The sequence below is a fragment of the Streptomyces sp. NBC_01089 genome, from assembly GCF_045162975.1.
Taxonomy (GTDB): domain Bacteria; phylum Actinomycetota; class Actinomycetes; order Streptomycetales; family Streptomycetaceae; genus Streptomyces.
On sequence record NZ_CP108660.1, the window covers coordinates 1,009,863 to 1,027,175 of the forward strand.

The 17,313-nt window shown below is 71.1% G+C and carries 17 protein-coding genes; 4 read left to right on the top strand and 13 right to left on the bottom strand.

The genetic code is table 11. The features are described from left to right. Nucleotides 1–18: 18 nt before the first annotated feature. From OG510_RS04470 to OG510_RS04480, 3 genes are all read left to right on the top strand, one after another. On the top strand, nt 19–534 hold the full coding sequence (locus OG510_RS04470; RefSeq protein ID WP_406135376.1) for a hypothetical protein: 516 nt from the start codon (nt 19–21) through the stop codon (nt 532–534). Further along, nucleotides 531–884, top strand: a complete 354-nt coding sequence (locus OG510_RS04475) for a winged helix-turn-helix domain-containing protein (RefSeq protein ID WP_406135377.1) — start codon at nt 531–533, stop codon at nt 882–884. Before OG510_RS04470 ends, OG510_RS04475 begins: the two co-directional genes overlap by 4 nt. A 77-nt stretch (nt 885–961) precedes the next feature. After that, nucleotides 962–1,486, top strand: a complete 525-nt coding sequence (locus OG510_RS04480; protein WP_406135378.1) for a DUF1203 domain-containing protein — start codon at nt 962–964, stop codon at nt 1,484–1,486. Nucleotides 1,487–1,504: 18 nt separating this feature from the next. On the opposite strand, the gene OG510_RS04485 is transcribed toward OG510_RS04480, so the two are convergent. Beyond that, nucleotides 1,505–2,617 carry an MBL fold metallo-hydrolase gene (locus tag OG510_RS04485; protein WP_406135379.1) on the bottom strand — a complete coding sequence of 371 codons (1,113 nt, stop codon included), beginning with the start codon at nt 2,615–2,617 and terminating at the stop codon, nt 1,505–1,507. 191 nt (nt 2,618–2,808) lie between these two features. After that, on the bottom strand, nt 2,809–3,600 hold the full coding sequence (locus OG510_RS04490) for an SGNH/GDSL hydrolase family protein (RefSeq protein WP_164262872.1): 792 nt from the start codon (nt 3,598–3,600) through the stop codon (nt 2,809–2,811). A gap of 273 nt (nt 3,601–3,873) precedes the next feature. On the opposite strand from OG510_RS04490, the gene OG510_RS04495 reads away from it, so the two are divergent. Beyond that, a complete protein-coding gene (locus tag OG510_RS04495) occupies nt 3,874–4,689 on the top strand; it encodes a tyrosine-protein phosphatase (RefSeq protein WP_406135380.1) in 816 nt (271 codons plus the stop codon). Nucleotides 4,690–4,708: 19 nt separating this feature from the next. On the opposite strand, the gene OG510_RS04500 is transcribed toward OG510_RS04495, so the two are convergent. From OG510_RS04500 to hpnC, 11 genes are all read right to left on the bottom strand, one after another. Then, nucleotides 4,709–4,846 carry a DUF6126 family protein gene (locus OG510_RS04500; RefSeq protein WP_203599449.1) on the bottom strand — a complete coding sequence of 46 codons (138 nt, stop codon included), beginning with the start codon at nt 4,844–4,846 and terminating at the stop codon, nt 4,709–4,711. A 41-nt stretch (nt 4,847–4,887) separates the two neighbouring features. Continuing rightward, on the bottom strand, nt 4,888–5,454 hold the full coding sequence (locus OG510_RS04505) for a helix-turn-helix domain-containing protein (RefSeq protein WP_406135381.1): 567 nt from the start codon (nt 5,452–5,454) through the stop codon (nt 4,888–4,890). A gap of 78 nt (nt 5,455–5,532) precedes the next feature. Then, nucleotides 5,533–6,945: an aspartate aminotransferase family protein gene (locus OG510_RS04510; RefSeq protein WP_406135383.1), complete on the bottom strand. Its 1,413-nt coding sequence runs from the start codon at nt 6,943–6,945 to the stop codon at nt 5,533–5,535. Continuing rightward, a complete protein-coding gene (gene dxs, locus OG510_RS04515) occupies nt 6,942–8,822 on the bottom strand; it encodes a 1-deoxy-D-xylulose-5-phosphate synthase (RefSeq protein ID WP_406135385.1) in 1,881 nt (626 codons plus the stop codon). The genes OG510_RS04510 and dxs overlap by 4 nt, the downstream gene beginning before the upstream one ends. A gap of 193 nt (nt 8,823–9,015) precedes the next feature. Then, a complete protein-coding gene (gene hpnH, locus OG510_RS04520) occupies nt 9,016–10,038 on the bottom strand; it encodes an adenosyl-hopene transferase HpnH (RefSeq protein WP_164262862.1) in 1,023 nt (340 codons plus the stop codon). A 5-nt stretch (nt 10,039–10,043) separates the two neighbouring features. Beyond that, nucleotides 10,044–10,688, bottom strand: a complete 645-nt coding sequence (locus tag OG510_RS04525) for a 1-hydroxy-2-methyl-2-butenyl 4-diphosphate reductase (protein WP_406135386.1) — start codon at nt 10,686–10,688, stop codon at nt 10,044–10,046. Then, entirely contained in the window at nt 10,688–12,718 is a 2,031-nt protein-coding gene (gene shc, locus OG510_RS04530) for a squalene--hopene cyclase (protein WP_406135387.1), read from the bottom strand. The genes OG510_RS04525 and shc overlap by 1 nt, the downstream gene beginning before the upstream one ends. 102 nt (nt 12,719–12,820) lie before the next feature. Continuing rightward, complete coding sequence (locus OG510_RS04535; protein ID WP_164262857.1) at nt 12,821–13,903, bottom strand: polyprenyl synthetase family protein; 1,083 nt, start codon at nt 13,901–13,903, stop codon at nt 12,821–12,823. Beyond that, a complete protein-coding gene (gene hpnE / locus OG510_RS04540; protein WP_406135388.1) occupies nt 13,900–15,288 on the bottom strand; it encodes a hydroxysqualene dehydroxylase HpnE in 1,389 nt (462 codons plus the stop codon). The genes OG510_RS04535 and hpnE overlap by 4 nt, the downstream gene beginning before the upstream one ends. Before the next feature lie 127 nt (nt 15,289–15,415). After that, nucleotides 15,416–16,366: a presqualene diphosphate synthase HpnD gene (gene hpnD / locus OG510_RS04545; protein WP_406135390.1), complete on the bottom strand. Its 951-nt coding sequence runs from the start codon at nt 16,364–16,366 to the stop codon at nt 15,416–15,418. Then, the gene (gene hpnC / locus OG510_RS04550) at nt 16,363–17,283 is read right to left on the bottom strand and encodes a squalene synthase HpnC (protein ID WP_406135391.1); all 921 of its coding nucleotides are present in this window, start codon (nt 17,281–17,283) and stop codon (nt 16,363–16,365) included. The genes hpnD and hpnC overlap by 4 nt, the downstream gene beginning before the upstream one ends. Between the last annotated feature and the right edge of the window lie 30 nt (nt 17,284–17,313).

Below are 17,313 nucleotides of genomic sequence, written 5' to 3' on the forward strand. Positions count from 1 at the left end.
GGAAAGGCCCGTGAGTTGATGCCGTCGCAGGAGAACGAGTCCGTACGCCACGAGGCCGGTGCGGCATCGGCCGAGTACGCCGCAGGCGCCCTGCGGAACGTGGAGACGGCACAGGAGCGGGCCCGTCTCAAGGCCGGTCTCGTCCCGGCCTGGTACGGCCCGGCCGCGGCCGTGGCGGTCATAGTGCCGACCGCGGTCCAGGCGTGGAGCAACGGCAAGGGCGCCTGGGCGACTCTGGTGTCGCTGGTGGTGGCGCTCCTGGCGCTCGTCGTCGTCGCCCTGCTCGCGCGGGCGGCACGCAAGGGGGCCGGGGTCGTGATCGACCGGTCCTGGCCCGCGCGTCTGTGGCGGAGCCGGGTCGCGCTGCCGGCCGTCTTCGTGGCGGGCGCACTGGCCGGAGGGCTGTGCTGGGCCTTCGGAGCCGGTCAGAGCACAGCGCAGCTCACGGCGTTCGTCGTGTTCGGGCTCGGTGTGTGGGTGACATGCCTGGCCCGTAACGCGACGATCAGGCGGGCCCTGGCGGAGCCGGCGTGACGGGCGCCCCGCCGGGCCGGGGGCGGCCCACGCTGGACGAGACGATCCAGCATCCGACCCGGCTGGCCGTCGCCGCCTTCCTCTCCGCGTGCGACGAGGCCGAGTTCGCGGCCGTACGCGACGGCTGCCAGGTGTCCGACTCGGTGCTCAGCAAGACCGCTTCCGCACTGGAGGCAGCCGGATATCTGGACGTACGCAAGGGGCATGTGGGCAAGCGGCCCCGGACCTGGCTGTCCCTCTCCCCCGACGGCCGGCAGGCGCTGGACGACCACCTCACCGCGCTCCAGGACATCGTGGCCGCGGCCAGGGAGGCGGGCGGCAGCCGGGAGCAGGCCGGCCGGAGCCGCTGAGCGCGGCGCCCACCGCGGGCGGCCTCGGCGTCAGAATTCCGCCAGCACCCGCGGCGCGCGCCGACGACATTGGAGCCATGACCACCTACACGGCTCTTCCCATCCCCCCGGCCGCGCTGCGGGAACTCCGCGTGAGCGACGACTCCGGCCGGCCCCCGCACCCGTACACCGCACGCGAGGACGGCGACCCCGTCGACTGCGTCGGAAGCCCGCTGCGCTGCTGTCTGCGGGCCATCGAGCCCGGTGAGCGGGTGGCACTCGTCTCGTACGCGCCGCTGCGACGCTGGGCGGCGGAGACGGGCGCGGCGCCCGGGGCGTACGACGAGGCCGGGCCGGTCTTCATCCACGCCGACGCGTGCCCGGGGCCGCGCGACACCGATGGCTACCCGTTCGCCCGGCCGGGCGCGCTGCGCACCATCCGGCGCTATGACGCCGCGGGGCACATCGTCGGCGGCCGTCTCTTCGAGATCCCCGCGGACGCGGACGCGGGCGCCGGGTTCGACCGGGCCTTCGACGAGGCGTTCGCGGTCCGGGAGGTGGCGCTGGTGCACGTACGCGCCGTGGAGTACGGCTGCTTCCACTTCGCGGTGCCCCGGCCGTAGGACTCTGCCGCCCCGCGCTCAGGTGTGCTGTTCCTCCGCGAGGTCGAGACCCCTCCGGCCGGCCGGGGCCGTGTCCGGTCCCGCGGCACGGCGCCACGGGTGGGCGATCGGCGGCGACACCGCGCGCCACCACGGCTCGGACGGGAGCTTGCCCGACGGCTCGAAGGGTTCGCCGGCCCGGGGCAGCGCCACGGCCTGCCCGGCCTCCCCCGCCGCGTCCCGGGTCCACTCGCCTGGCTCGGCCCACGGGTGCGGGGCGAGGTTGAAGGTGCCCCAGTGGATGGGCAGCAGCGCGCCGCCGGGCTTCCCGCCCTGGAGGTCCAGATGGGCCTGGACGCCTTCGGCCGGTGTCATGTGGATGTCGGGCCAGTACTCGGAGTACGCGCCGATCTGGATCATCGTGGCGTCGAACGGGCCGTGCTCGGCGCCGATGTCCGCGAAACCGGGGAAGTAGCCGGTGTCACCGCTGTGGTAGATCCGGTGCTCGGGTCCGGCGACGGCCCAGGACGCCCAGAGCGTGTGCTGCTGGTTGCGCAGCCCGCGGCCGCAGAAGTGCCTGGCCGGGGTGGCCGTGAGCCGGATGCCCGCGACCTCCGTGGTCTCGTTCCAGTCCAGCTCGCGCAGCCGGTCGGCGGGGACACCCCAGCGCTCCAGATGGGCGCCCACGCCGAGCGGTACGGTGAAGACCGTGCCGGTCCCCGCGAGTGCCTTGATGGTGGGGAGGTCCAGGTGGTCGTAATGGTCGTGCGAGATCACCACCACGTCGACGGGCCCGAGCGCGGCGAGCGGCAGCGGCACGGGGTGCAGCCGCTTCGGCCCGGCGAACGAGAACGGCGAGCAGCGCTGGCCCCAGACCGGGTCGAACAGCACCCGCCGGCCGTCGATCTCGGCGAGCACGCTGGAGTGCCCCATCCAGGTGAGCCGCAGCCCCGACGCCGGTGCCTTCGCGAGGTCGGCGACGGTGGTGGCGTGGACCGGGACGGTGCCGTCGGGGACCCTGAGGACCCGCTCCTCCTTGCGGAAGTAGACCTTCGCGAACTCGGCCATGGAGCCGGACGGCCGGGTCCTGGCGCCCACCGGGTTCTGGAACACGCCGTCGGCGAAGTTCGGTGAGCGGCGGATACGTGCCATCCGCTCTCCGGCCGGGTCGGCACCGAAGCCCTCCGGCCGCAGCGCGCGGATCCGGGGAGGCAGAGAACGGGAAGCGGGCACAAGGACCTCCAGGTGTGCGGTGTCGATCCATTATGTGCGGCGGGCACGTCCGGCGAGGAACGAGTCCGTGAACGGTCCACGCCGCCGGGCAGCGGCCGGAGCGGCAGCGGTCAGAGCGGGAGCAGGTCGGGCCGCTTGGGCTCGACGTGGTCGCCGGACGACTCACCGCGGAGCCTGCGGCCTATCCAGGGCACCAGGTGTTCGCGGGCCCACTGGATGTTGTCGCGCCGCACCTCGGCCGAGCCGCGCGGCGGCTCCGGGGGCCACGGCTGGTCCGGGTCGGCGGGCACGTCGAGGCCCAGGACCTGCGCGGCACGCAGGGCGACACGCGTGTGGCCCTCAGGCGACAGATGCAGCCGGTCGGCGTCCCAGGCGCGGCGGTCCTGGATCGTCTTGAGCGACCAGAGGTCGAGCACCGGGGCGCCGTGCCGGGCCGCGATCACCCGGACATGCTCGTTGTACGTGGCGATCTTGCCGCGCAGATGGCGCAGGACCGGGACACCGCGGGTGTCGAACCCGGTGGTCACCATGACGGTGCCGACCGAGGCGGTGAGGTCGGCGAGCGCCCGCTCGAAGCGCTCGGCCGCGTCGTCCGGGTCGGAGCCCGGCCGGATGATGTCGTTGCCGCCCGCCGAGAAACTGACCAGGTCGGGGGCGAGCTCCTTGGCCCGCGGGACCTGCTCGTCGACGATCTGGTCGAGGAGCCGTCCGCGTACGGCCAGGTTCGCGTAACGGAAGGTGTGTTCGGGGACGCGGTCGTCCAGAAGTACGGCCAGCCGGTCGGCCCAGCCAACGAAGGTCCCGTCGGGTCCGGGGTCCCCGACTCCCTCGGTGAAGCTGTCGCCGATCGCCGCGTACGACCCGATGATGTCTCTGTTCTTGATTGCCGAATCGTCTGCCACAACGGCCCATCCTGCACCTCGTGCTGTGACCTACGCGACCGTATTAAGGGGGTGACGGGCCGTGAGAAAGGCCACCTGGTCAGTTTGTCTAAAGACGGAATAAGGAGGGCCGCCCGGCTTCTCCGGGGCACGATGCCTGCATCACGCATCGATGTCGTATCGTCAAAAATCCAGGGCCGTGAGGACCACGCTCCTCAGACACGGCCGGACCGCCAGGTCCACCACGCGCCGACGGCGGCGACCAGCCCCGCCGGCAGGACACCGAGGAGCCCCGTGACGCAGCAACTTCCGCAGGTCCCGTCGGCAGAACCCGAGCTGTCCGGGGTCCGCAACTTCCGTGACGTGGGCGGGCTGCCGACCGTGGACGGACGGCGGGTGCGCCCCGGCAGGCTGTTCCGCAGCGGTCACCTCGCCCACGCCACAGCCGATGACGCGGCCTTCCTGTCCTCGCTGGGCCTGCACACCATCTTCGACTTCCGTAACGCCGCCGACGTGGCCCTGGACGGACGGGACGTGGAGCTGGCGGGCGTACGCCACGTCAACATCCCGCTCACCGACCCGGCGGACGGGTCCGAGTTCTGGCGGATGGTCCGCGACGGCGATCTGGAGCAGCTGCGGCGGGTGCTCTCCGACGACCGGGCCGCGGGCCGGATGGCGAAGTCGTACCGGACGATCATCACGACCAGGACCGCCGAGCACAGCCGGGTGCTGCACGCCATCGCCGAGGACAGCGTGCCCGCGCTGATGCACTGTGCGGCGGGCAAGGACCGGGCGGGACTCTCGATAGCGGTGACGCTGCTCGCGGTGGGCGTGGAGCGCGACGCCGTCGAGGCGGACTACCTCAAGTCGAACGATCCCCGGCGGCGCTATCTGGTCAAGCGCAGCAACGAGTCGGCCGACCCGCACGCCGACGAGGTCATGCAGCTGCTGAGCCCGCTCTTCGAGGCCCGCGCCGAGTATCTGGAGACGGCCTTCGCGGCCATCGACGAGACCTGGGGCACCACCGACCGCTATCTCACCGAGGGCCTGGCGCTGAGCCCGGAGACACGCGAGAAGCTGCGCGCCCGGCTGCTCGACGACGCCTCCTGAGGCGATCGCCGGTGGCGGGCTACTGCCGGCCGCCGAGCGTGAACAGCAGATAGACGAATCCGGCGAAGAGATGGCCCGCCACCAGATAGGCGAAGAGCCTGATGACGAGTCCCCTGGGGAACTTCTTCTCCTGGGTGTCCTCGGGTGTTTCCGGCATGGCGGGCCTCTTCTCGTCGGGGGTTCGGAAGCGGGTCGGGCTCAGTGCAGGTCGGGGCTCTGCAGCAGCGTGTGTACGAAGAGCAGCTCGGTCCCGTCCCGGGTGGCCGCCGCGATCCGGTGCGGGGTGAGCGAGTCGAAGTGGGCGCTGTCCCCGGGGTCGAGGTCGTGCGCCGCGTCGCCGAGGGTCAGCCGCAGCTTCCCGCTGAGGACGTACAGCCACTCCTCGCCTGGATGGACCCGGACCAGCTCGCCCTGCGCCCCGAACGGCACCCGCACCCGCAGGGGCTGCATCGCCCGGCCCGGGGAGCCCGCCGTGTGGTACGTCCAGCCGTCGGCCTCGACGGAGCCCTGGCGGTCCCCGCGGATGACGGGGTCCCGTTCCGGCGGCACCTCGCCGAGCAGCTCGGAGACCGACGTACCGTAGATGCGGGCCAGCGAGAGCAGCATGGGCAGCGACGGCTGCCGGGCTCCGGTCTCCAGGCGGGAGAGGTGCGCCGGGGAGAGACCGGCCCTGCGGGCCGCGGCCTCCAGGGTGAGCCGCCCGCGCCGGCGCAGTTCACGCAGGCGCGGGGCGACATCGGGCAGGTCGTCCGCGGGGGTGCTCATACACCCCATTGGGACAGCAAAATGCCTCAGAGGCAATTTCCTTGCCTCTGAGGCAAAAACGCGTCCGCCGACGGGTGCTCAGCGGTTGGCGACGGCCTGCTTCACCAAGGTCCGTCCGAAGTCCCACATGAGTCCGCCACCGCCGTGCGCGTCGTCCATCACCGCGGTGAACGCCTCGACGAAGCGGTCCACGTCGGCCTCGTCGACGACCAGCGGCGGGATCAGCTTGATCACTTCCAGATGGTCCCCGGACACCTGCGTGAGGATGCGGTGCTTCTGCAGCAGCGGTACGACGACCATCTGCGCGAAGAGCCCCTTGCGGGCCGCCTGGAGCATGGTCCACCGGCTGCGGAGCTTGAGCGACGTGGGGCGGCCGAACTCGATGCCGATCATCAGCCCCCGGCCGCGTACGTCGTGCAGCAGCTCGTAGCGGGGAATGAGCGCGGCCAGCCGGGACTTGAGCAGGTCACCGGTCGCACGGGCGTGCGCGACGGTCTCCTCGTCCTCCATCACCGAGAGCACGGCCAGCCCGGCGGCCATCGCCTGCGCGTTGGAGCCGAAGCTGGCCGAGTGGACCAGCACCCGGTCCATGGACGAGTAGACCTTCTTGAAGATCCAGTCCTTGCCCAGTGTGGCGCTCACCGGCACGTAGCCGCCCGAGAGCGACTTGGCCACACAGACCAGGTCCGGTTCGACGCCCTCCTCGTGCTGGTAGGCGTAGAAGTCGCCGGTCCTGCCGAGCCCGGTCTGCACCTCGTCCGCGATCAGGAGCGCCTTGTGCCGGCGCAGCAGCTCCTGGGCCGCGCGCAGAAAGCCGGGCGGGGACTCCAGGACGCCCTTGCCCTGGATCGGCTCGACCACGAAGCCCGCCACGTCACCGCGTTTCAACTCCCTTTCCAGCGCGGCCAGATCACCCATCGCGATCGCCGTGTCGGGCAGCAGCGGTGCGAATCCGTCCCGGAATCCGTCCTCCCCGTTGACCGAGAGCGAGCCGGTCGTCAGCCCGTGGAAGGCGTGCGAGCAGTAGAGGATCCTGGGCTTCCCGGTGGCGTACCTGGCGAACTTGAGCGCCGTCTCGACGGCTTCCGTACCGCTGTTGCCGAAGAACACCCGGTCCAGGTGCGGCGAGTGCGCGAGCAGCTTCTCGGCGAGCAGCCCGGGCAGCGGCTGGCAGTCGAAGCGCGTCAGGTCGGCGAGCGAGGCGTCCAGGACGTCGTGCAGCGCCTTGCGGACGACCGGGTGGTGCCGGCCGAGCCCCATGACGCCGAAGCCCGCGAGCATGTCGAGGTAGTCGTTGCCGTCGGCGTCCCAGAAGTGGGCGCCCTCGGCGCGCTCGTAGACGTTGTCGAAGCCGATGGTGTGCAGCATCCTCGGCAGCTGGTGGTTGAGGTACCGGGTGTGCAGCTCGTAGCGCTCGGCACCTCGCTCGGCGAGCAGGGTCGTCAGATCGAAACCCTTCGGTTCGAGACCCTTGGGTGCGCCTTCCGTCATTCCGTCTTCTCCTTGGCTTTCAGGGCGGCGCTGATCCGTCCTGCGATCTCGACGGGCGTGAGCCCGATGTCGGCCAGCACTTCGGCGCGCTTGGCGTGCGGGAGGAACTGCTCGGGGATCCCGAAGGTCCGCAGCGGTACGTCGACCCCGGCATCGCGCAGCGCCTGGCCGACCGCCGAACCCACGCCGCCGCTGCGGCTGTTGTCCTCGGCGACCGCGACCAGCCGGTGTTCCGCGGCCAGTCCCGGGAGTGCGGCGTCCACCGGTTTGACCCAGCGCGGGTCGACGACCGTGCAGCCGATACCGCTGCTTTCGAGGAGTTCGGCGGCCCGGAGGCAGACCGGGGCGAGCACCCCGACGGCGACCAGCAGCACCTGCGGCCGGTCGGCCCTGTGCAGGACGTCCATGCCGCCGACCCGGCCGACCGCCGGGACCGGATCGCCCACCGACTCCTTGGGGAAGCGCAGTACGGTCGGCGCGTCGTCCACGTCGACCGCCTCCCGCAGCTGGGCGCGGAGCTGGTCGGCGTCCCGGGGCGCGGCTATCCGCAGTCCCGGCACGGCCTGCAGCACGGACATGTCCCACATGCCGTTGTGCGAGGGCCCGTCGACCCCGGTGACCCCGGCCCGGTCGAGGACGAAGGTGACACCGCACTTGTGCAGGGCCACGTCCATCAGCAGCTGGTCGAAGGCCCGGTTGAGGAAGGTCGCGTACACGGCGACCACCGGATGCAGACCGCCGGTGGCGAGCCCGGCGGCGGAGACCGTCGCGTGCTGTTCGGCGATCCCGACGTCCCAGACCCGTTCGGGGAAGCGCTCGGCGAACTCGGTGAGCCCGACCGGGTGGAGCATCGCGGCCGTGATGGCGACGACATCGGGCCGCTCGGCGCCGATCGCGGCGATCTCGGCACCGAACACCGAGGTCCAGGAGGGCCCGCCGGGCGGGGCGAGCGGTGCGCAGGTCAGCGGGTCCATCACGCTGACGGTGTGGAAGCGGTCCGCCTCGTCCTCCAGGGCGGGCCGGTAGCCGCGCCCCTTCTCGGTGAGGCAGTGCACGAGCACCGGGCCGTGGAAGCGCTTGGCCCGGTTCAGCGCCGACTGCACGGCCGCGAGGTCGTGGCCGTCGACCGGGCCGACGTACTTGAGCCCCAGGTCCTCGAACATGCCCTGCGGTGCGAAGGCGTCCTTGAACCCCTTCTTCGCGCCGTGCAGCGACTCGTACAGCGGCTGTCCCACGACGGGCGTCGACTGGAGCACTTCCTTGCCCCAGGCGAGGGCCCGCTCATAGCCGTCGGTCGTACGGAGGGTGGCGAAGTGGTTGGCCAGGCCGCCGATCGTCGGGCCGTACGAGCGCCCGTTGTCGTTCACGATGATGATCAGCGGGCGGTCCCTGGCGGCCGCGATGTTGTTGAGCGCCTCCCAGGCCATACCGCCGGTGAGCGCGCCGTCGCCGATCACGGCGACCACATGGCCGGTCCTGCCGAGCACCTCGTTGGCCTTGGCGAGGCCGTCGGCCCAGCCGAGCACCGTGGAGGCGTGCGAGTTCTCGATGACGTCGTGCTCGGACTCCTCGCGGGACGGGTAGCCGGAGAGGCCGCCCTTGCTGCGCAGTTTGGAGAAGTCCCGCCGGCCGGTGAGCAGTTTGTGCACATAGCTCTGGTGGCCGGTGTCCCACAGGATGCGGTCGACGGGTGAGTCGAAGACCCGGTGCAGCGCTACGGCGAGTTCGACCACCCCCAGGTTCGGCCCCAGGTGTCCCCCGGTCCTGGCCACCGCCTGGATCAGGAACTCCCTTATTTCTACGGCCAGTTCACCGAGTTCCGCCTCGGCGAGCGCCTTCAGGTCGTGCGGTCCCCGGATATTCTCCAAGATCGACACGCTGGGCCCCCTCTCGGATTCTGTTCAGCTCACACACCCGGTGCCGGCCGGTGACGGCGCCGGAACCGGCGCCCGGTCGTCGACAGCACCGGAACCGGCGCCTGTGCGCCTACGGCCGCCGGCCCGACCTGGACAGGTCGGGCCGGCGGCTCGGGGAGCCCGGGGTGCGACAGGCTCTCCTGCGGCCCTCACATCACCCGCGGTTGCCCGAAACGGTCTCGCGGGCGGCCCTGATGGTCTCCTTGAGGGAGCCCATCGTGGCCAGTACGGCAGTCGGCTCGTAACCGCAGTGCGCCATGCAGTTGGCGCAGCGGTCGTCCTTGCCCCGGCCGTACTTGTCCCAGTCGGTCTTCTCGACCAGTTCCTTGTACGTGGGGACATACCCGTCGTTCATCAGATAGCAGGGGCGCTGCCAGCCGAAGAGCGAGTAGTTGGGAATGGCCCACGCCGTGCAAGGGAAGTCCACCTTGCCTTCCAGGAAGTCCAGGAAGAGCGGTGAGTGGTTCAGCCGCCAGCGGCGCCTGTTTCCACCCGAGAAGGACTTCTTGAAGAGTTCCCGGGTCTGTTCGACCCCCAGGAAGTGCTCCTGGTCCGGGGCCTTCTCGTAGGCATAGGCGGGCGAGATCATCATCTCGTCCACCTCCAGGTCGTCATTGAGGTAATTGAGTACCTCGATGATGTTCTGCGGGGTGTCGGTGTTGAAGAACGTGGAGTTGGTCGTGACGCGGAAACCGCGCCGCTTCGCCTCCTTGATGGCCTCCACGGCCTCGTCGAACACCCCCTCCTTCGCCACCGACTCGTCGTGCCGCTCGCGCAGCCCGTCGATGTGCACGGTGAACGCGAAATAGGGCGACGGCGTGAACTTGTCCATCTTCTTGCGCATCAGCATCGCGTTGGTGCAGAGGAAGACATACTTCTTCTTCGCCACCAGCTGGCGCACGATTTCATGGATCTGCGGGTGCATGAGGGGCTCACCGCCCGCGATGGAAACCATCGGAGCACCCGATTCAAGGACGGCCCCCACTGCCTGCGCCACCGGCATGCGCTGCTTGAGCACTCCCGCCGGATGCTGGATCTTCCCGCAGCCCTCGCAGGCGAGGTTGCACGCGAAAAGCGGCTCCAGCTCGACGATCAGCGGGAACTTCTCACGCTTGCGGATCTTCTGTTCGAAGAGATACGTCCCGACCCTGATGGTCTGACGGAGCGGCATGGCCATCTAGCTCACCTCCTGGGGAGCAGCAAAGAACGGTGCCATTCATAGAAAGCTGGAAGGACGGCACGGAGTACGCGGAAGGCCGATATTCCACCGAGCACCGTCCCGATTCGGACGAGTTCATGTTCTGGAGCGTCCACGACCACTCGGACGGCCGCAACCGGGCGGGGCCCGGTCCGTACGGCGCTCCAGAGCGTCGCCGCGGATTCCATGTCCACGGCGATCGCCCCTGTGGCACGCAGCTCGGCCCTTTCGTGGCCGCGTACAACATGGTCTGATCCGGTCAGCGGACCGGTGTGCACAGTACGCCCCGGCAGGGCGGCGGCGAGGGCCTTTGCCAGCACCTCGGTGCCGACGCAGGCGGTCGCGCCCCTGCTGTCCCTGGTCTCATCGGCGACGATCACATCGCCCGGATGCATTCCGGGCGCGAGACCGGCGCAGAAGCCGGAGGCGATCACGGCGGAATCCCGCGAGGGAGGCGCGCCGAGTGTGCGGGTGACGGCGTACGCGGCCGCCTCGGGCCCCATGCCCGTACGGAGTACGGTCACCGGACCCGGCGCGCCGCCGCGGCCGCCGCCCGTGCGCAGGGCGAACCGCTCGATGCCCAGCGCGCAGGCGATCAGCAGCGGGGCGCTGCCCGGGGCCTCTGCCATCAGCTCCCCTGCCGGGTTCCGGCGAAGGGTTCACCGTGGACGTACCGGCCGAGCGCGGTCAGCGGGAAGACCTGCCGGTAGAGGTTGTAGTTGATCGAGAAGTCCCAGGGGAAGCCGGTACCGGTGAAGTACGGCTCGTCCCAGGCGCCGTCCTGGCGCTGTGTCCCGGCGAGCCAGCTGACGCCCCGCTCCACGGCCTTGTTCTCCCGCTCCCCCGCCGCGAGGAGCGCCAGCAGCGCCCACGCGGTCTGGGAGGGGGTGGAAGCGCCGTGTCCGATCCACGCCTCCTCCTTGTACGAGCGCAGGTCCTCGCCCCAGCCGCCGTCCTCGTTCTGTACGGACTCCAGCCAGGAGACCGCACGGCGGATCACCGGATGGGAGCCGGGCATCCCGGCCGCGACGAGGGCCGGTACCACCGACCCTGTGCCGTAGATGTAGTTGACACCCCAGCGCCCGAACCAGGCGCCGGTCGCCTCCTGTTCGGCGAGCAGCCACTCGATCCCGCGCCGGGTGCGCGGGTCGTGCGCCTTGCCCTCGATGGCGAGCATCTCCACGACATGGCCGGTGACATCGGCCGACGGCGGGTCGATGACCTCACCGAAGTCGCAGAACGGCAGCCGGTTGGGGAACGGACTGGTGTTGTCCGCGTCGAAGGCGCCCCAGCCGCCGTCCTTGGACTGCATGCCGAGATTCCAGCGCACCCCGCGTGCGATGGCGCCTTCCAGCCTCGCCCGGTCGGGCACCTGGACCCGGCGCAGGGCGAGCGCGACCTCGGCGGTGTCGTCGATGTCGGGGTAGTTGTCGTTGTGGAACTCGAAGGCCCAGCCGCCGGGTGCGAGCCCCGGGCGGCGCACCGACCAGTCACCGGGCCGGTCGATCTCCTCGGCGAGCATCCACTCGGCGGCCCTGACGAGCGCCGGGTGGTCGGGGCTCAGCCCCGCGTCGGCCAGCGCGATCGTGGCCAGGCAGGTGTCCCACACCGGGGACTGGCACGCCTCGATCATGCGGGCGCCGTCCTCGCGCCAGATGGCGAACCTGTCCAGGGACTCCAGGCCCGCCCGCATCACCGGGTGGTCGATGTCGTATCCGAGCAGATGGAGCGCGATGACCGAGTACACGGCGGGCGGCTGGATGCCGCCCCAGCAGCCGTCGTTCTCCTGCCGCTCGATGATCCACCGGGCCGCCGCGTTCATGGCCGTCTTGCGGAGTCTTCGCGGGGCGACCTTGTGGTAGAGGTGCAGCGCCTTGTCCAGGTGCTGGAACGCCCCGTCCCAACTGACCAGCGGGGCAGGCCGCTTGGCCGGATTCGGGTCGGCCGGATCGGTGTGCAGCTCGTCCAGCGCGAAGGGAGCCGGGCGGACCGGGCGCTTCGCGGAGACCACGGTCAGCGGCACGATGGTCTGCCGGGCCCAGCAGCCGAAATCGTAGATGTTCAGCGGGAACCACTTGGGCAGGAAAATCATCTCAGGTGGTAGCTCGGGGAGGTCGTCCCATTTCCACCAGCCGAAGAGAGCGAGCCAGATCCTGGTGAACACCCTGCTCGCGGCCACGCCTCCATGGGCGCGGATCCACTCGGACGCCAACGCCATGTGCGGGGCGTCGGGTTCGTCCCCGGCCAGCCGCAGCGCCACGTACGCCTCGATGGTCGTGGAGAGTTCGCCCGGGCCCTCGAAGAACGTGGCCCAGGTGCCGTCCGCGCGCTGTTCGCCCCGGATGAACTGTCCGGCGGCGCGCGTGGTGCGTTCGTCCTGGATTCCCAGGAACTGCCGCAGCAGCAGGTCCTCGGCGTCCATGGTCACGTTTGTTTCCAGGTCGCCCTTCCACCAGCCCTGGGCGTCCTGGGCCTTCAGCAGATATTCGACCGAGCGCTCCGCGGCCTGCTCGGCGGCGTCGCGTACCGGGTGGCGGCCGGCAAGAATCGTGTCAGTATTTTCAGTATTTCCACTGGGTTCAATTGTCTCAGCTGGTCCCGTTGCCGCGGCTGCGCGGGGCTCCATGGCTCCGGGGCTTCCGTCGGTCGTCGCTGTCATGGCTTCCCCTTCGTGCAGTGCTTCCTCTGCTGTGCTGGGGTCTCCGTCGGCCGGTGTCCCGTGGACACCGGCCGGCGACCGCGAATTATGTGGCGATGGTGATCATCTCTTCCGTACTACGACGAAGTCGGCGAGCGCGATGAGCTGCGCCCGCACCCTTTCCGGCATCTCGACCCCGGAGAGTGTGTCGATGGCGATCGCGTGCTGCCTGCGGGCCTCCTGCGAGGTCCACTCACGGCCGCCCGCCTCCTCGATCAGAGCCGCCCGTGCGGCGAACTCCTCCTCGGAGAAGGTCTCGAAGTCGCTGCTCTTGGCGTCGGCGGCGAGCAGTTCGCCCAGCCGTTCCGACGCCGGTCCGCCGGCCGCGAGTGCCGCGACGACGGGCAGGGACTTCTTGCGCTGGCGCAGATCGCTCCAGGTCTGTTTTCCGGTGGCCTCCGGGTCTCCCCAGATGCCGAGCAGGTCATCGACGGCCTGGAACGCCAGGCCGAGGTGGTAGCCGTACGCCTCCAGCGTGTCGGCCGTGCGGTCGTCGGCGCCGCCGAGGACCGCGCCGATGGACACGGCGCAGGCGAGCAGGGCGCCCGTCTTGTTGCCCTCCATCTCCAGGCACTCCTCGACGGTGACCCGTTCGCGGTGCTCGTAGGAGATGTCCTGGGCCTGACCGTCGATCAGTTTCCTGGTGGCGGTGGTCAGCCGGCGGGTGGCGCGGCCCGCCTCGACGGTGCCGAGCTCCAGCAGGATCTCGTTCGCCAGCGCGAAGAGCGCGTCGCCGACGAGGATCGCCTGGGCGGGGCCGTGCACCTTCCAGACGGTGTCCCGGTGGCGGCGCTGTTCGTCACCGTCCATCAGGTCGTCGTGCAGCAGCGAGAAGTTGTGCACGAGTTCCACCGCGACGGCGCCGGGGATACCGGCCTCCGCCGCCGCGCCGGCGGCCTCGGCCGACAGCAGTGCGAGCGCGGGGCGTACGGCCTTGCCGCCGTCCCCGTCCGCGGGGCGTCCCTCGGCGTCGATCCAGCCGAAGTGGTAGGCGGCGACCGTGTCCATGGGCGGTGCGAGCCGGTCAACGGCAGCGCGCAGCACCGGTGAGGACAGGGTCCGTCCGCGCTCCAGGAGCGCGACAATATCGACGGTGTCTGCGGCCGGGGTCACAGGCTCTCCTCTTGTTCCAGTAACAGTGCTCATGCCGCCTCCTGAAGCGGATGGTCGTGGGTACGGCCGAGCGTGGTGAGCACGGTCCCGGCGGCGCTGAGACCGCTGCGCACCGCGCCCTCCATGGTCGCGGGCCAGCCAGTGGCGGTCCACGCCCCGGCGAGGCAGAGGCCGGGGATCCGGGTGCGGGTGCCGGGACGCAGCCGTCCGACACCGGGGGCGGGCGCGAACGTCGCCGTCCGCTCACGGGTGACGAAGAAGTCGCTCACGCCGGCGCCCCTGGCCGCGGGCAGCAGCCGTTCCAGCTCCGGGAGATAGCGCTCCCTCAGTACGGAGACGGGCTGGTCGATGTCGTCGTCCGCGACGGACTGGGACAGCGCCAGATACTGGCCGCCGCCCTGCAGGCCCGAGGAGTCCGTACGGTCGAAGACCCACTGGACCGGGGTGCCGAGCGCGGCGAAGAAGGGCCGGCGGAGCACTTTGCGGTCGTACACGACATGGACGTTGAGGATCGGTGAGGTGCCGATCTCAAGGAGCTTGTCCGGTGCGTCGAGCGCCCCTTCGGGGAGCAGCGCGTGGGCCTCGCGGTGCGGTACGGCGAGCACCACGGCGTCGGCGTCCAGCGTCTCGTCGTCCGTCGCCACCCGCCAGCTGCCGTCCGCGGCCCGGTCGAGACCGGCGACCCTGGCGCGCAGTTCGGTGCGCACACCCGCCGCGTCGAGGGCCTCGCGGGCGAGCGTGTCGTGCAGGTCGCCGAGCGGCACCCGGGCCCAGCCGATGTCGGCCGCGCCCGCTTCGGAGAGCAGCCCGGTCTTGAAGACCATCGCGGCGAGCCCCAACGAGGCGTGCGGCGCTGTGGCGTTGAGCGTCGCGACGCCCACCAGGTCCCAGAGTGCCTCGATGGTGCGGTCGGACTGCCCGTGGCCGCGCAGCCAGCTCGCGAAGTCGGTGTCGTCCAGGGCGGGATCGGCGAGGTCGAGCCCCTTGAGCGCGAGCGCGGCCCGGCCGACGCTCGCGCGCTCGGCGAGCGAGAGGTGCGGGTACGTCGCGAGGCTCCTGGCGAGGTGCAGCGGCACGGGCAGCGCGCTGCGGCGCAGCCTGCCCAGGCGGGGGCCGCCCGCGGGCGCGATGTCGAGCACCGGCACGTCGAGCCGGTCCTGCAGGGGCGCGAGGCCGGCTCCGCCCACGCGGTCGAGGAACCAGCGGTAGGCGGTGCAGCAGCGGAGGTACACATGCTGGCCGTTGTCCACGGTCAGGGAGCCGCGCCGGAAGGAGAAGGCGAGCCCGCCCAGCCGGGGCCGGCCTTCGAGCAGGGTCACGCGGACGCCCGCGTCGGCGAGTTCGAGTGCGGCGGTGACGCCGGCCAGCCCTCCGCCGACCACGACCGCGTGCGCGGGCCGCGCCACGTCGGCTGTCATACGCCCCCCTTCCGGACCCGGCCGTCCGGGCACGGACGGCAGGTCGTCGAAGTCAGGGACGCGTGATCTTCCCGGGAGGTTGAGTACCGCTCGGCCGAGCGTGGCGGAGCGGGTCTGTCGAGGGGCATCAGGCGCGCCTCCGGGCGCTCTGCCGGGTGATGGTCCGGGTGTCGAGACCGGAGAGGCCACGGACCGCGACGTACGCCTTCTCCCGGCCGGGAAGCGAGACACGGCCGCGCAGGACCGCCTCGGGGTCGCGCTCGATACGGTCCAGGAGGCGCCGGTAGATACCGGCCATGGCGGCGACACAGGCCCCGCTGCGGCGGTCGAGGAAGGGCAGCAGCCGGTAGCCGTCGGCGAACAGCGCGCGGGCGCGGCGCACCTCGAAGTGCACAAGGCCGGCGAAGTCGGAGCCCGCGGGCGGTGTCGCGCTGTGGAAGCCGTCCGAGCAGCCGAACTTGGCGAGGTCGTCGGCGGGCAGATAGGTGCGGCCGTTGCCCGCGTCCTCGCGGACGTCGCGCAGGATGTTGGTGAGCTGGAGCGCGAGGCCGAGCGTGTCGGCGTACTGCGACGCCCGCTCGGCCGCGGCCGTGCTCGCGGCGTTGCCGAAGATACCGAGCGAGAGCCGGCCGATGGCGCCGGCGACGCAGCGGCAGTAGACCTCCAGGTCGTCCCAGGTCTCGTAGGTCTCGCCGCGTACGTCCATCAGTACGCCGTCGATGAGTTCGTCGAGCCCGCCGAGCGGGATGGGGAACCGGCGTGCCGCGTCGGTCAGGGCCACCGCGACCGGGTCGGTGTCGTCCTCGGCCACGGCCCCTTCGCGGATCCGGCCGAGGAGTTCACGTGTCGACTCAAGCCGCTCCCGCTTGACGTCGGGTGCCAGCTCTCCGTCGCCGATGTCGTCCACGCGCCGCGAGAAGGCGTACAGCGCGGACATGGCCTGCCGCTTGTCGGCGGGCAGCAGCCTGATCCCGTACGCGAAATTCCGCGCCTGCTGTCCCGTGACGGCCTCGCAGTACGTGTACGCGGCCATCACGGGCCCCGAAACCGGTGTTTGTCCCTCCACGGTCCGGCTCACCCCTCTCTACGCGTTCCTCGCAAGACGGCTCCCATTTCGCGCAACAGGCCGAGCTTGGTGGGCTTGGGCGGTCCGGCAAGTACCTCGAATCCGGCGGCGGAGACCGCCTGGAGAGCGGCGCTTCCACCGGCTACGAACCCGGCGAGCAGCAGCTTGAGCCTGCCATGGACGCTACCCACCAGCGGGCCGCCTTCATTCAGCAGTTCCCGGGCGCGTTCGGCTTCGTGGGCGACCAGCGCGCGCACCGAAGCGCCCGCGCTCGGGACGGCAAGATCCGCCTCCTGGACGTGAAACTCCTTCATGTCCCGGGCGGGCAGGTAGATACGGTCACGGCCGAGGTCCTCGGCGACGTCCTGGAGGTGCTCGGCGATCTGCAGCGCCGTGCACACCGCGTCGGAGCGCCGGATGCGCTCGGGGCTCGCCGTGCCGGTGATCTGCAGGACGAGACGGCCGACGGGGTTGGCCGAGAGCTCGCAGTAGGCGAGGAGGTCGTCGAAGGTCTCGTAGCGCCGGACGGTCTGGTCCTGGCGGTTGGCGGCGATCAGCCCGAGGAACGGCTCAGGGGTGAGGGCGCAGCGGCGGACGGTCGGCCGGAGCGTGCGGAGGATGGGGTGGCGCGGCTGCTCGCCCGGTCCGGCGAAGACACGCCGCAGATCGGCCTCGAACGCGTCGAGCATCGCGAGGCGGTCGTCCGCGCGGGCGGGGTCGAGACCCAGCAGCCGGGCCTCGGTGGCGGGCGAGGCGAGGTCTCCGTCGCCGATGTCGTCGACGAGCCGGGCGTAGCCGTAGACCGCCATCAGGTCGTCGCGCCAGGCGCGCGGCAGGAAGAACGGCGCTACCGGGAAGTTCTCCCCGGAAGCCTTGTCCAGCGTGGTGCGCGCATGACCGTCGGCGCCCGCTTCCCGGACGCCCGTCACCGCATGCTGCCAGGCGCGGGAACGGCGGAG